Here is a 15568-nt window from a genome sequence, read left to right as displayed (position 1 = left end):
CCGACCGTGACGCCAACACCAACGCCGACCGTGACGCCAACACCAACGCCGGTCGTGACACCAACACCAACGCCGGTCGTGACACCAACACCAACGCCGGTCGTGACACCAACACCAACGCCGGTCGTGACACCAACACCAACGCCGATCGTGACACCAACACCAACGCCGACCGTGACGCCAACACCAACGCCGGTCGTGACACCAACACCAACGCCGATCGTGACGCCAACACCGACGCCGTCGTCGGAAGTAACACCAACACCGACATCGTCGTCGGAAGTAACACCAACACCGACACCGTCGTCGGAAGTAACACCAACACCGACATCGTCGTCGGAAGTGACGCCAACACCGACGCCAACGCCGGAGCTTCCGGTGTTCCCGACACCAACACCATCATTTGTAATTGGCACTATCATTGTTAATGATGATCCTGTGCCGCTGGGCCCTGTAGCTTCGTCGACTCCAGCACCAGTACCAACACCAACACCGTCGAGCAACACAGAGGTACTTGTTGAGGATGAGGAGATTCCTTTAGGACCAGTATTGACGGTAGCACCAACGCCGTCACCAGAGGATATTGCTGTAGTGGATGATACAATCCCGCTAGGTAACCCACCTGTGGATGAACTTCCAAAAACGGGAGAATCAAGTTCAGTCCCTTATTATGTAACTGGTCTAGGTTTTGCACTTATTGGATTGCTAATGAGAAATAGATTCTCAAGCAAGAAATAATAAACGGTGATTGTAGCTTGAACACAAGTTATGCCGTGAAGAATAATAAAGCCGCTTTCGGGACATATTCCGAGGGCGGTTTTCTTTTGTTATGATTGTTATATTTTGGCGCATTCTAAGTAGATGTTATACTGATTTACAACGGATATGAGGAAAGGACGGGGAAGATGAATTGGTATGGTTCTTCATTAGCGCTGTCATTGTCATAGGAGCTCTGATCTATGCGGGCTTTTTCTTTTATGGAATTGCTATTAAACGAGCACCAAAGGAATTCCTGAGTAATAATCGTGATTTGAAGGTTGATCCCCCGGTTGCCGGGGCTTCTTGGGGTGAGGGGAAGGATTGGATCTCCAGTCAGAGCTTTGAGAATGTGGAGATTACATCTGAGGACGGGCTACAACTAAGAGGCTACTTGCTCCTTTCGGATTGTGCTGAAGGTCGTACAGCGATTCTAGCTCACGGTTATTCTGGAAAAGGGAAGGATATGGGGGTGTATGCCAAAATCTATTACGAGAGACTGGGCTTTAATATCCTGATTCCCGATGCCAGGGGACATGGGGAAAGCGCTGGAAATTATATTGGTTTTGGATGGCATGAGCGCAAGGATTATTTACAGTGGATTGAATATATAATAGAAAAGATTGGGCCCAGTGCTCAAGTTGTGCTTCATGGGGTCTCTATGGGTGGTGCTACAGTGCTAATGACCTCAGGTGAAAATCTCCCGCCGCAGGTCAAAGCTATTGTCTCGGACTGCGCTTACAGCTCAGTTAAAGCACAATTAGCCTACCAACTACGGCGTATGTATCGCTTGCCAAGTTTCCCTTTTATTCAAAGTGCGAGTCTAATTACTCGTTTGAAAGCAGGGTATGGTTTTAGTGAAGCGTCTGCCTTGAGACAGGTGAGGAAGGCGAAGGTGCCGATTCTTTTTATTCATGGGGATGCCGATAATTTTGTACCATATAGTATGATGAATGAATTGTATGAGGCATGTCAGAGTCCCAAAGAGAAGTTCGTTGTGCCGCAAGCAGGGCATGGGTTAGCTTATGATATGGATAAGACGGGGTATATAAACGTAGTAACAGCTTTTGTGAATCAGTATGTAAATTAGATGCCCTGAACGTAGACAGCGCCCGATATCCGCTAGGTAGCGGTTATCGGGCGCCTATATTTTTCCACACATGGCATGTGTCCTTATGTAAGGTTCGTACAGCCATGCTTTTTCGTTATATTCATCCCCCGCCGTTCGTGAGTAACGGGTGTCTTAATTCCTTGTTATTTCCAGCAGCCGTGTGGCGAGAATAATCCTTCCAATACGACAAAAGCCCTACCTCTCTTTTGCCCTTGCGGCTCCATTGACCGCGCCAGTGTGAATCGGAATGCTATATTTCGAATTTAGTCTCATAAAAAGGAAAGTTTCTGCAAGAAAACATGAAGCCTCTGTGTCCAAATTGCCGAAGTGTAAAATAGTCGGCCTGACATCTTCTTGATGGGGATATTCAATATATCGAAAAACAAATACGATATAAATATAACACAGTATTTTTCAAAAGGCAAATATAATAATGAATTCCAAGATAAGGGTTGTATGATTTAGAAGGGGAACAAGTAGAACGGGATATAGCGTTTGATTCGAATATAATGTGTGCCGGATTATTTGCGGATTAATTCGGAAAAGCTAGAAAGCCAGAGTAAATGGGGCTGTAGGGGTTATTTTGCGTGCCTATTTTGTGAACTGGTCTCTAAAACTTACATTAAACCCCAACATTGATTGAAGGATTGAGGGTAGACCGTTATAATTAATAAGTCTGGATTTTAATTAAAAAATAAGGGAGATTTTCATGAAACGCGCAGATGTGTGGTTGATTTCCATCGTGTTAATTGCTGCGCTCGCTTTTCTCGCACCGAGATGGTTTTCGGACAATGATGATAAAGGTGGGGCCGGTAAAAATCTCGTAGCCAATGTAACGGTGGACGGCGAGTTATTTAAAACGGTAAAGCTTACAAAAGAAGAACAAACCATTGAGGTCCGTACCGAACGTGGCTATAACCTCTTGAAGGTGCATGATTACGGGATTGAAATGTACGATGCCGACTGCCCGGATCAAGTATGCCTAGGTTTTGGTTTTATTACCCTGCCCAAACAGACGATTGTCTGTCTACCGCATAGAGTATTAGTGGAAATCACAAGTGCGTCGGGGGAGGATGATATCGATGCCTATGTCCAGTAGTGAATCTGCAACAGCTTTGAAAAGAACGGTAATTATTGCGATTTTCGCCGCAGTGGCAGTAGTGCTTAGTTTAATAGAGGCGCAGATTCCGTTGTCAGGAATGGGACTGGTGCCGGGTGCTAAACTAGGATTAGCTAACATTATGATTTTGACTTGTATTTACTTTTTACGTGGACGGGACGCATTCCTGCTTGTCATCCTCAAAACGTTGCTTACTGCATTTTTGCTAGGTACTTTTTCAAGCTTACTATTCAGTTTATTCGGTTCGCTGTTTAGCTTTGTTGTAATGTTCGTGTTAATGCTGATTAGTGGCAAAGGCAAGAGTATAAGCTTGATCGGCATTAGTATAGCTGGTGGGATTGCACATAATATCGGTCAGCTGCTGGCAGCTTCTATGGTATTCTCATCCCTTAGTATTTTTTATTATCTTCCCATGCTGCTAATCACTGGAGTAGTAACAGGAATTGCCGTGGGCTATGCAGTCCGTTATTTGGTGGCTTCATTGTCAAAAATATCGTTGTTTGAAGAGTTTTTGGACTGATTAGTCACATCAGCGGAAGGATGACTAACATGAATGAGTCATATGAAGGTCAAGAATTAGATGGAGAAGGACAAGCTATCATCTCTCTGGATGGGGTATCGTTTGGTTATGATCCTGAGCATCCGATTCTTCAAAATATAACGTTATCTATTTCTCAGGGACAATGGGTTAGCTTGGTTGGTCCTAATGGCTGCGGAAAGTCTACGCTAGTTAAGTTACTAAATGCTTTGCTGCCTAAGAATGCTGGCGAGATTGTGGTTAGTGGTATGCAACTGAGTGAGGAAACGATCGGAAGCATTCGGCAATGCATCGGTATGGTGTTCCAAAATCCAGATAATCAGTTTATTGGAGCCACTGTAGAGGAAGATATCTTATTCGGCCTGGAAGGGCTTTGTTTGTCGTACGAAGAGATGGCTGAACGATTACACTCTTATACGACGAGGCTGGGAATAAATCATCTGCTGTCCAAACACCCAGGTGAGCTGTCTGGAGGCCAAAAGCAACGTGTCGCTATCGCCTCCATTCTTGCTATGGAACCAGGCATCGTCATTTTTGACGAGGCCTCTTCTATGTTGGATGAAGGAAGCAGAAATGATCTTCTTGGTATTTTGCAGGATATGCGAGCGGAAGGAAAGTATACGATCCTTATGATTACGCATGATGCAGATGAGATTTTGGCATCGGATCGGGTGCTTGCGTTGCATGGAGGTGGTTTAGCTGCTGATGTTACACCGGCGGAGTTGTTCCGGAACGAGGAGCTTCTGGAAAAATGCCATCTGTGTGAGCCGTATCCTTGGCGTCTTGCACGCGAGCTGCAGACTCAGGGCATCCATGTGGATGTTCCCACCAGTGAAAAGGAGCTTATAGACACGTTATGGCCATAGAATTACAGCAAGTAAGTTATTCCTATGCTGACCGAAGCCTATGGAAGCTGACAGCGCTCCGCGACATTAACCTCAGTGTTCCAACAGGCTCTATGGTTGGTATTGCTGGGGCGACAGGCTCTGGTAAATCGACACTGCTGCAGTTGTTTAACGGGATACTGAAACCAACGGAGGGTACGGTAAAAGTACTCGATGTAACCATTCAGGCGGGGGAGAAATCACCTAAGCTGATGCCGCTGCGCCGTAGAGTCGGATTGGTATTTCAATTTCCAGAGCAGCAAATGTTTGAAGATACGGTCGAAAAGGATCTTATCTTCGGTCCTCTTAACTTCGGCATGAGCCTAGAAGAGGCAAAGGCACGCGCAAGACAGGCCATGTTGGATATGGGGCTGGATCTGGCGCTGCTAGAGCGGAATCCTTTTAAATTGAGCGGTGGGCAAATGCGTAAGGCAGCTATCGCCTCCGTACTAGCTATGGACCCTGAAGTCATCGTTCTGGATGAACCGACGGCTACGCTTGATCCCATCAGCCGTGCAGAACTAATCCACTTGCTGGAGCGTTTATGCCGTGAGCAGGGGAGAACGATCATCGTCGTCACGCATCGGATGGATGAGTTATTGCCTTACGCGGACAACTGGCTTGTCCTTAAAGAGGGCAGTACGGCATTTCAAGGCAGCGTAAAAGCACTGGCAGATGACCCTTCGATTCTGGAACAGTGTGGCTTGACGGTTCCGCAGTCCCTTCGTTACTGGCGTGCAGTAGCTGATCGCTTTGGTCTTACGGATGAAGCTCCTCGCTTAACGGCAGAGAGCTTAGCAGAGCTAATCGCTTCGCTGCCATCTGGATCAGGCAACTCTAGCGAGCAGCACGAAGGAAAGAGGGATGGCCATGAATGAGAAGCTAATCATAGGGCGCAGTATTGAGACCGGTTCATGGGTGCATAAGCTAGATGCTCGTGCCAAAATCACCGGAATGCTATTATACGTAGCTGTTATCCTGCTCTCTCGTTCGTGGATGGCTATGGCGCTGCTGGCTATTTTCTCAATAGCGGTTATGGCTTCCACGCGGATTCCGCTTAAATACTTCCTGAAAGCAGCTAAGCCTTTACGGTATTTAATGCTATTTATCTTTATCGTACAGCTGCTGTCTGTGAAGACGGGTGAGGCGGTGCTGACGCTTGGTTCGTGGTCTATTTATGAGGGAGGGCTAAGATTAGGCGCATTTTCGGTCATCCGCATGTTCTTTCTGATCACTTTCACGGCGCTACTTACATTCACCACAACGCCGGGTAAGCTGAATCAAGGGCTGGAGGGGATTTTGGCTCCTTTCAAAAAGTTTGGCTTGAAGCCCGACCGTATCACACTGATGATCAGCATTTCCCTTCGTTTCATTCCTACGATTCTAGACGAGTCGCAGATTATCATGAAAGCGCAGGCCTCACGGGGTGCTGATCTGAAGGAGCTACCTTTAAAGGAAAAGGGACGAATGTTAGTGTCCTTGCTGGTTCCGATTATCGCTAGTGCGTTTAGGCGTGCGCAGGATCTGGTATATTCCATGGAAGCTCGTGGCTTTCGTATGGATGCTCCGCGTAGCCAGTATCACCGCCTAAGGTGGGGCATATTCGATACTATTTTTATTACTATGTTTATTGTAATGGGGATTGCAGTAGCTTTGGTGTAAAGTACAACTTGTATGGAGAGTATCAACTTGGGAGGGAACTTGAATGGCACGTTATTTTAATGGTAGAGAGATTGAATTATTAGCACCCGCAGGAACGTTTGAGATTTTCAAGGAAGTGATCCAGGCACGATGTGATGCAGTTTATTTTGGTGGACCTGTATTGAATATGAGAATGATGCGTAAAGGATATAATCTGTCTCATGAGGAGATCGTAGAGGCACTAGATATTGCTCACCGTCTAGACAAAAAAGTGTATATCACAGTGAATAACCTATTTAGTGAAGAAGATGTGGAAGAGGCTAAAGAATACCTTCGTTTCCTTGATGGTGCTCGTCCCGATGCCTTGATTGTTCAGGATATGGCAGTGCTGGAGCTAATTCGCGAGATGGAGCTTAATCTTCCTATTCACTCTTCGGTCATGATGAATGTTCACAATCTGGAAATGATCTACGCATTGCGTGATCTGGGTGTAAGTCGTGTGGTTGCTTCGCGGGAAATGGATCTGCAGACAGCTAAGCTGCTAGGTCAGCGGAGTGGGATGGAACTGGAGTATTTTATTCACGGGGATATGTGCTCCGTTCACGGTGCGAATTGTTATTTCAGCTCCCATGTATTCGGTATGAGCAGTAACCGTGGGAAATGTATGAAGCCTTGCCGCTGGGATTATCGGGTTAAAAAAGACGGGTATGTATATCCGGCCGAATACCCCCTAGCTGTAAAAGATATGTTCATGTATGAACATCTTCCGGAATTGATCGAATCAGGGATTACCTCCTTCAAAATAGAGGGCCGCATGCGGGATAAGGAGTTTATGGTGATGCTGGCGAATAGCTACGGCGAAGCCATTGACCGGTATATCGATGATCCGATTGGCTTTGATCGTACGGTAGATACAAAAGAGCTTTATAATAACCGTAAACGTGACTTTTCGACGGCGTATGCCTTCGGCAAACCAGGACTGACTAACATTAACCGCCGTTATGAAGGAACTGGTAAATTTTATAGCACTGGAAAAGTATTCAGTACACCAACTGCAGAGCGTGAGCTGTCTGAGAAACGAGTTGAGCAGTTGCGGGAAAGATTGGCTGAGGTCGAGCAACCGGAGAAGACGAAAGCTAAGTTAGCTGTACGTGTGAATAATATGGAACAGGCACGGATGGTCTTAGAGCTTGGTGTAGATAGCCTGTACTTGCCAGGGGATGTATTTGAACCAGATAAACCTTTTACAAAGCGTGACATCAAGGAACTGGGTGAGCTAAAGGGCGATAGCGAAATCTACTTGGGTTTACCACGTATGATGACCGAGCTGCATTTTGACCAATATGATCAATTGCTTGGCGGAGAACGCTTGCCGATTGACGGTATTATCGTTACAAATTTAGGAGCTATTCGTCGTTATAACAATACAGGTTATCCGCTAATTGGGGACAGTAACTTAAATGTATACAATCATCTTTCAGCGCAATTATATGCTAACTTAGGTTTAACTCAGCTTTCGGTATCACCAGAAATGACGCTAGAGCATTTTGCTACCTTTGCCTCTCGTTGCAAAACGCCTTTGGAAGTTGTTGTTCATGGTACACCTGCACTAATGTATATGGAACATGATCTTTATGAGAATACGGAGTTAATGGAGCCTATTGCTGAAGAGGATAATCAATATGTACACAATAATGTATTGGTACTAAAGACAGACCAAGGCGAGAATCCGGTATATCGTGATCAGCACGGCCGTTGCCATCTATTATTCGCAAAAGAGCTTTGCTATTTACCTTTGTTGAGTGAGATGAGTGGACTAGGGATATCAAGCTTCCGTATTGAAGGAGCAACCTATAGCGTCGAACAGCTACGTGAAATTATTGTTTCTTATCAACAGGCAATCAACGGATCTGATAGCGGGGATGACATGCTGGGCGGCCTTAAGCCGGTCTATGCTGGTTATACTTTAGGCTCGCTACAGTTCAACTAATTGTATTTTAATGGGAACTAAATATCGCCTAGTGATAGGGCGGTGCACAGGACTCTATGAATAAGTTACTATTTTCACAAAAAGGAGAGAACCCTTCATGGAACAACAAGACTTCATCGGAAGAGAAGCAGTAGCAGCCAAACGTAAGCAATATTTCTATCCTTGTACACAGCACTTTTACCGTGATGCACCTCAGCTTGTTCGTGGTTCAATGCAGTTTGTTTATGATGAAAAAGGAAAGTCCTATACGGATTTCTTCGCTGGCGTATCCGTAGTCGCATGTGGTCACTGTAATCCGGCTATAACAGTACGCACGATTGAACAACTGCAGCAGCTGCAGCATACGACAACCATCTATCTAACTCAACCGAGTGTAGATTTGGCAGAGCGTTTGGAAGAGGTTATGCCGGGTGGGCTACGACGGACCTTCTTTGTTAACAGTGGTTCTGAAGCTAATGAGGGAGCTCTGCTGCTCGCTCGGATGTATACGGGACGTAAAGGGTTTATAGCGCTGGAGAGTGGCCTGCATGGCCGTACCAATCTAACTATGAGTGTGACAGGCCTGCCTATGTGGCGTACCGATAAATACTTGGATCATGACGTTGAGTTTATTCCTCGCCCATATCATCCGGATTTATCGCTGGAGGAAGCGGCATCGTTATCCCTGGAATCGCTAGAGCGGGTGCTTGAAGAGAAGGGGAATACTATCGCTGCCATGATCGTAGAGCCAATCCAAGGCAACGGCGGAATGATTATGCCAACCCGAACCTACTTCCGTGATGTAAAAGCATTGTTAGAGAGATACGGTGTACTCCTAATCGCTGATGAAATCCAAACTGGATTTGGACGTACTGGTAAAATGTTTGCTATGGAGCATTTTGACGTTGTACCCGATATTATAAGTATGGCCAAAGCACTCGGTAACGGAATTCCAGTTGCAGCCTTCGCTACAACCGATGAGATTGCCCTTGCTCTAAACCGTCCTTCAGCTTCCACATTTGGGGGGAATCCGGTATCTGCTGCAACAGCGCTGGCTGTGCTTGATTATATTCGAGATGAACGGCTTCCTGAACGCTCGGTACAGCTCGGAGAACAATTGAAGGCAGGTCTGAAGGCTTTGCAAGCTCGTTATCCTTCGTTGATGGTTGATGTGCGGGGAACTGGACTAATGCTGGGTGCGGAGCTAACGGGTGTAGATGCTGAGGGTGCAGCGGCACATACAGATCAAGTGCTGGAGGCGATGAAGGACCGAGGTTATCTAATCGGTAAAAATGGCATAGGGCGCAATGTACTAGCCTTCCAGCCACCGATGATTATTACGGAAGAAGATATCGACGGGATGCTTGACGTCCTGAACGAAGTTCTTGCAGACCATAATCATTAATGGACATAAACACAGTAGTGAAGAAAGAGGAATGCACGAATGGCGATTCTAAACATATGTAAAACTGCAGGTCTAAAACTTAAAATGTTCAGCGAATTGGTAATGTTCTCTCATACGCTTTTTTCGCTACCATTTGCTATTATATCGATGGTATGGGCCGCAGGGGGCTGGCCATCGGGACATGTGATGATCTGGGGATTGATTGCATTGATAGGCGCCCGTAATGGCGCCAATGCATTCAATCGGCTGGCGGACCGTACGTTCGATGAACAGAATCCTCGTACGGCACATCGACATCTGCCTCAACGCTTACTGGCGGAAAAAGAAGTTGTTGTCTTTGTTATTGTTAACTACGCCATTTTTATTGTGGCTTCAGGCATGCTTAATTTGCTCTGCTTGATCTTGTCACCGGTGGCTATCGTATTGATATCAACCTATTCCTACACGAAGCGGTTTACCTTTCTCAGCCATTTATATTTAGGATTTGTTATTGCTTCTGCACCAATTGGCGCATGGTTCGCTGTAACCGGAAATATCGCATTTACACCGTTTGTTATCGGTACTGTTGTTATGCTGTGGATTGCCGGATTTGATATTATTTACGGCACTCAGGATATCGACTTTGACCGGCGGCATGGTCTATGGTCTATTCCTAGCTTTTTCGGACTAGAGAACGCGCTACGCATTGCAAAAGGACTACATTTTATCATGATTATGCTGCTATTGTTCCTATATTTATGGCGTGATCTCGGCTGGATATATCTGGTAGGAATTGGAATTGCGACGCTGCTCCTGATGACCGAGCATAAGATTATAAAACCATCGAATCGTAAGCTGATGAAGGTAGCTTCTTATAATCTGAATCAGGTGATCAGCATAGTGATTTTATTGTGTACGCTGATTGATTTTTTTTATGTTAGCTAGGGAGTGATAAGGCGGTGGTAAGAAGCTGCACTGCGTGGAATGTTGGACTGTAGGGTCGCTGTTATTCTCGGATTTCTTTGATTTTAACCGGCTGTCTGCGGTAGAAACCCGAGAATAGCGTATGCTTTCGAAGTGAGCTTTCCTACGGAAAGCTTTCGGGCGAGCGCTACGCTTCTGCAGTTCCAAAATTCCACGCAGTGAAGTCCTAACCATTGGCGCATTGCCTCCAAGCTAACAACAAAAGACAACAGCCCACCCAAAAGAGGGTAGGCAAAGGGATTGGAAAGCTGGTTACGCGGCTTTCCTTTTTTTTTGTTTTTTACGAGGATCTGCGAGGGGGGGCAGAGCAGTGTAAGAGGGCTGAACTTATCTAAGGCAGACTTATAGGGAAAACCTCCCTATAAGTCTGAGCATTATTGTGTTCAATTTATGTTATAGGGAAAGTCTCCCTCTAATTTGGCTGATTAGTCTATAAGCCATGCAAATTCAGGTTTTTAGAGGGAGGAATTCCTTATAATCGTGGATTTCAAACGATTATAAGTTAATTATAGGGAGGATTTCCCTATATGTTCGGTATAGTAGAGCTTGGAAGCGAAAAGGCTAAACATGCTCACGGGCGCTGCGCTACGTTCGGCTTGTTTAGCTAAAGTACACAAAAAAAACGGATAACCACCCAAGTGAATGGAAGGTATCCGTTTTTGATTGTCCTTAGCGATCACGGTCGGCAAAATATTGCAGCAGTGTATCCAGATCGGTATGCGCCGGATAGGAGGAGAGTTGCTGCACAATCGCTCCAGCCTTATCCAGGTAGTTCTGGCTGAACTGTTCTGCGCGAGCTAAGGCATCGCTTCTCTTAATAAGGGCGAGCACATGTGCCACCTCAGCATCGGAAGAATCAGGGCCGATTGCACGAATCACAGGCGAAAGCTTTGGATCCTGCAATGCATAAAGCACTGGCAGGGTAACCTGACCATGACGCAGATCGCTGCCAGCAGGTTTACCCAGCACAGCCTCAGACTGGGTGAAATCCAGCAGGTCATCTTGTATTTGAAAAGACATGCCTAAGGCTTCGCCAAAGGTATATAGGAGGTTGGCCACTTCCTCTGAGCTTTCGGTGGATAATGCACCCACACGTAAGCAGGTGGCCATAAGAAGAGCTGTTTTGTTTAAGGACTTCTCCAGATACTGCTCCATTGTAATCTCATAATCAAAAGCATGTTCCATTTGCTGATACTCACCTAGACAGAGCTGAGCAGTAGCTACAGAAGATAAGTCATGAACATATTTGTTTTTGTCTCCGGTATATTTGCTTAACAGTTCGATAACCCGAGCGGACATATAATTGCCAATATGCACTGCTGATAGTGTGCCCGTCTTAGTATGTAGGGCGGGTTTGCCCCGCCGTAACTCAGAATCGTCGATGATATCATCATGAATTAATGAGGCAACATGAATAAATTCAGCGGCAGCAGCTAATTGAAGCGCTCTTCGACCCGTATCCTTTCGGCCAAAACGACTGCCAACAATGACCATAAGAGGACGGAGGCGTTTACCTCCAGAATTTATAAGCTCAAGAACACTCTGCCCGAGTTGTGATTTCTTAGGAACATCCTTATCTCGTGCCACAAGATTTACGATTTCACGATTAATTTCATCTATGTCTATGTTTAAGGCCTCATGCAGCTTCATCTTATAGATCCCACCTGTCAAATGGCTTTGCTTGTGCGACTGCGCTGTCTGCACTCTTGAATCAAGAACTGTTCGATTCCAGCCGCTGGATCATGTTCCGCGAAGTCTCCATTTGACCGTCTAATTTGCATTTTTTTGATCGAAGGAGCTAGATAAGCAACTAGGTCGAGCTCACGGCATTTCACCGCAAACTGAAGGTAAAAGCTGTACAAATAATCTCCATCCAAAATGTTGCGTGTAAGGTCGGGATGATGTGGGATACATTCCATATGGCGCTCAGCTGCCAAAGTGAGAATAGTGTAGATACCCAGCAAATTGACTTTGCGGTTGTATTCCAGATCATGGCGTTCTAGTACCGAGATTAGCTGCTCACATGCAGCCGGAGAGGGATTAAGCTCAATTCCGGCAATAGGTGACATTTCAGTATGCAACAACCGGAGGGTATCTTCTATGAGTTGTTTGTTCACAAGATTCTCTCCTTCTTGTCGGTTTTGCCGGAAGAAACCATACCCCTGATCATCCCTACAAAACCATTCATTAAAGAATAAATTGACCATTTCCTGATATTAGGAAGATTATTTTCTTCTTGTAAATAAGGAGAGTAATGTGTCCTAGGGACACATTACTCTGAAGTACATCCATATTTAACTTACCGACATGCAATCTACATATTTGTTCTAAAATAAATTACACGAATTCAGGGCTTTATAATCAGTCGGTGTATAGATACCATCGTCTGACGATCGGAACTCTCTTCCAATGTTTCTTAAGCCAAGGAAGTACATAGTAATCTAGGCCAAATGTGCTGCCCGATCCACCGATGCAGGCGATACCCGCACCAACATACCATAACATTTCTGTAGAAGCCATTTTGGTCGACCAGATCATGACGGACATGGCTATCGTCGCTATAGAAGCAATAGCTGTGAACAGACCAACGATGAGCATAATACCGAACACGATTTCTGCACATACCATACCAATTTGGAACCATTTTGCGAGGAAAGTATAACTTCCGTCGTTGTTGTAGAACATCAAATCCATGAACCAGTTTGTAATATTATATACGAAGCCAGGAACTGGCAATGCTTCAACCGCTTCTTTTGCAGTGGATACTGCTGAAGCTGCAGATTGTGCATCTACTGTTGTTTTAACTGCATCCACCGCTACGCTGGCTGCTGATGAAGCATCCGTTGCAAAAGGAGCGGCTGGAATTAGGAATATCTTGTTAGGATCTACCCAAATTTTCCGTAGCTTATCTATACCTTCATATAACCACATTCCACCAAGCAGCATGCGAAGCGGAACGAGCCAGAAGTTAGGTGAACGCTTGGAGAAGTGTCCGCCCAAGAAGCTCTTACGGTTCTCAACATGGAAGAACTCATGCATCATGTAAGTCCAAACCTTATTGAAGCCTACAACCTGAGACAGGTAGAACATATTGATAAAGTGTTTGGATAACATTGCCATAAAACCAGTAAGCATAAAGAACTTGCCTGGCAAACCAACGTTTGCTACACCGTAGCGGCTACCGATGGATACCATGGTACCGTGGAAACCTGGTTTGTATGCTTTTTTAGCAGTGTTCTGAATGTCAGCTGCAATGTTACCAGCAACGATCGGAGCTGCTTGTTCAGCATTCTCAACCATTTGTGGTACAGGACGAGTTTCACCTTCAGGAATGAAGAAAATGTTGTCCCCTACTACATATACGTTCTTATGATCTACACTTTCAAGGTTCTCATTCGTAACAATACGTTTGCGTCCTTGTTGTTGTACTTCAAGTCCACCCACGATTTCAGAACCTTCAACACCTGCAGTCCAAACAATGGTTTGTGAAGCGACAACATTTTTCTCACCAAGGGCAACACTACCTTCGCCTACTTCAGTGATCTTGGCGCCTGTAACAATTTCCACGTTCAGCTTGCGAAGGTGAGCTTCGGCTTTTTGAATCAGCTTATCTGGAAGGATAGGCAGAATCTTCGGAGCCATATCAGCCACAATCAATCTTACTTCGGATGGGTCAATATAGAACTCCTTGCACAATTCCTCGCGTTGCTCAGCCATTTCCCCAACAAGCTCGACACCTGTAAAGCCGGCACCGATGATAACAAAAGTTAACATTGCACGGCGTACAGTTGGATTTTTCTCCATAGCGGCTTTGGTATACATGTCGCGGATTTGACGTTTCAATGCTACCGCATCATCGTAAGACCAGAAGGAGAAGGTATTCTCTTCTGCACCTGGAATGCCGAAGAAGGTTGGTTTGCTACCTGTACCGATTACAAGGTAATCGTACGCATAGGTAGTTTTATTGGATTTGAGTTTCTTACCCTTGAAATCAATATTGCTGATTTCGTCAAGAACAACATTCACTTTAAGGCCAGCAAAGATTTTCTTAAGATCGATCTTGATTGAATCCTCTGGAGCACGGTTCGCGGCAACCTCATGCAGCTCAGTCAATAGAGTGTGATATGGATTCCGGTCGATCAGTGTGATTTCAACATCTTTGTTTTTCTTAAATTTCTTTGCCAGTTTCTTAGCCGTGAGTACGCCGCCGTAGCCGCCGCCCAAAATGACTATTTTTTTCAAAAGAAATTCACCTCATTCGTCTGATTAACTGCAGAAGGTTATGCGAAATTATTTCGCGCCTTCGAGTGCTTTTTCAGCAAGTGTAAAATATTCACCAACATGAATACTCACGCCGGAAATTGCATCTGTTTTACCTTCAGCTGTAAGTTCTGGAGCAGCGCCTTTTTCAAGGTAGTATTGCTCAACTTTAGCGATCTCTTCATGCCATTCAGCTTGAGCACCGCCAGCTTTCATACCGTATTTACCGTCAACGGAGAATTGTTTTTTGTCGTCGCCAGCAGCATTTACACCGCTGAATTTAACAGCGACGATATTACCGTTAGCAACAGTCAAGTCAACAGTGGATTTCCAACCGGAGTCTTTATCCATTTCGCCTTCAGCATGGTAGCCTCCGTCTTTGTATTGACCAGCTTCAACAGGGCCAGCGGCCAGAGCAGCTTCAGCAGCTTTTACAAAGTCAGTAACATGTACAGATACTCCGGAGATAGCGTCAGTTTTCCCCTCAGCGTCTAAAGTTATAGCTGCTGGATCTTGTTTCTCAATCAGAAATGCTTCAGCTTTAGCTGCTTGCTCGTGCCATTCAGAAGAAGCACCGCCAGCTTTCATGCCATATTTACCATCTTCGGATACTTTTTTCTTCAGGTCGCCTGCACTATTAACGTTAAAAGCATTCCAATCAGCTTTAGTGATTTTTCCACCTTCTACAGTCAAGAGTGCATAAGTTTGCCAGCCAGTTTTAGCATCGGCTTCAACAGCAGCGTAGTAAGTTCCATCTTTGTACTTCGCTGTTTCAGTTCCTGTGTTGCCGGAATTAGCTGCTGCATTGGTTTCAGTTGGAGCATTAGTAGCCGCCGGTGTGTTGTCTGTGTTGTTACCACAACCTGCAAGCAAACTACCTAGGATAAGGGCAGTCGACAAGATTACTGTTGTTTTTTTCAT

14 protein-coding genes are annotated in these 15568 nt (G+C 45.4%); 10 read left to right on the top strand and 4 right to left on the bottom strand.

Features of this window, described 5'->3' with window-relative positions:
- The 10 genes from ACWNM1_RS28470 to ACWNM1_RS28425 all read left to right on the top strand — a co-directional run.
- The coding region (locus tag ACWNM1_RS28470; RefSeq protein WP_449603611.1) for an LPXTG cell wall anchor domain-containing protein at window positions 1-738 on the top strand (738 nt) is incomplete at its 5' end.
- Window positions 739-910: 172 nt separating this feature from the next.
- The gene (locus ACWNM1_RS28465; protein WP_449603610.1) at window positions 911-1846 is read left to right on the top strand and encodes an alpha/beta hydrolase; all 936 of its coding nucleotides are present in this window, start codon (window positions 911-913) and stop codon (window positions 1844-1846) included.
- Window positions 1847-2576: 730 nt separating this feature from the next.
- The gene (locus ACWNM1_RS28460) at window positions 2577-2966 is read left to right on the top strand and encodes a NusG domain II-containing protein (protein ID WP_042184493.1); all 390 of its coding nucleotides are present in this window, start codon (window positions 2577-2579) and stop codon (window positions 2964-2966) included.
- The gene (locus ACWNM1_RS28455) at window positions 2950-3507 is read left to right on the top strand and encodes a Gx transporter family protein (RefSeq protein ID WP_042123757.1); all 558 of its coding nucleotides are present in this window, start codon (window positions 2950-2952) and stop codon (window positions 3505-3507) included. Before ACWNM1_RS28460 ends, ACWNM1_RS28455 begins: the two co-directional genes overlap by 17 nt.
- A gap of 29 nt (window positions 3508-3536) precedes the next feature.
- Entirely contained in the window at window positions 3537-4391 is an 855-nt protein-coding gene (locus ACWNM1_RS28450; RefSeq protein WP_449603609.1) for an ATP-binding cassette domain-containing protein, read from the top strand.
- Window positions 4382-5287, top strand: coding sequence for an ATP-binding cassette domain-containing protein (locus tag ACWNM1_RS28445; protein ID WP_042184495.1), 906 nt, complete (start codon window positions 4382-4384; stop codon window positions 5285-5287). The genes ACWNM1_RS28450 and ACWNM1_RS28445 overlap by 10 nt, the downstream gene beginning before the upstream one ends.
- Entirely contained in the window at window positions 5280-6071 is a 792-nt protein-coding gene (locus tag ACWNM1_RS28440) for an energy-coupling factor transporter transmembrane component T family protein (RefSeq protein WP_042184497.1), read from the top strand. Before ACWNM1_RS28445 ends, ACWNM1_RS28440 begins: the two co-directional genes overlap by 8 nt.
- Window positions 6072-6114: 43 nt before the next feature.
- Window positions 6115-8040 (top strand): peptidase U32 family protein, encoded by a 1926-nt coding sequence (locus ACWNM1_RS28435; RefSeq protein WP_449603608.1) that lies wholly within the window; start codon window positions 6115-6117, stop codon window positions 8038-8040.
- A gap of 97 nt (window positions 8041-8137) precedes the next feature.
- Window positions 8138-9424: an aspartate aminotransferase family protein gene (locus ACWNM1_RS28430; RefSeq protein ID WP_449603607.1), complete on the top strand. Its 1287-nt coding sequence runs from the start codon at window positions 8138-8140 to the stop codon at window positions 9422-9424.
- Window positions 9425-9463: 39 nt separating this feature from the next.
- A complete protein-coding gene (locus tag ACWNM1_RS28425; RefSeq protein WP_341146953.1) occupies window positions 9464-10348 on the top strand; it encodes a UbiA-like polyprenyltransferase in 885 nt (294 codons plus the stop codon).
- A gap of 708 nt (window positions 10349-11056) precedes the next feature.
- Here the strand turns inward: ACWNM1_RS28425 and ACWNM1_RS28420 are convergent.
- The 4 genes from ACWNM1_RS28420 to ACWNM1_RS28405 form a co-directional block, all read right to left on the bottom strand.
- The gene (locus ACWNM1_RS28420) at window positions 11057-12037 is read right to left on the bottom strand and encodes a polyprenyl synthetase family protein (RefSeq protein ID WP_341050519.1); all 981 of its coding nucleotides are present in this window, start codon (window positions 12035-12037) and stop codon (window positions 11057-11059) included.
- 17 nt (window positions 12038-12054) lie between these two features.
- Window positions 12055-12504, bottom strand: a complete 450-nt coding sequence (locus ACWNM1_RS28415) for a hypothetical protein (protein WP_042184507.1) — start codon at window positions 12502-12504, stop codon at window positions 12055-12057.
- Window positions 12505-12748: 244 nt separating this feature from the next.
- Window positions 12749-14629 carry an FAD-dependent oxidoreductase gene (locus ACWNM1_RS28410; RefSeq protein WP_042184509.1) on the bottom strand — a complete coding sequence of 627 codons (1881 nt, stop codon included), beginning with the start codon at window positions 14627-14629 and terminating at the stop codon, window positions 12749-12751.
- 48 nt (window positions 14630-14677) lie between these two features.
- On the bottom strand, window positions 14678-15568 hold an 891-nt coding region (locus tag ACWNM1_RS28405), incomplete at its 5' end, for an FMN-binding protein (RefSeq protein WP_449603606.1).

This window comes from Paenibacillus sp. Marseille-Q9583 (assembly GCF_976954365.1).
The sequence above is the reverse complement of the archived record's forward strand: the minus strand, read 5'-3'. Positions and strand labels throughout refer to the sequence as shown.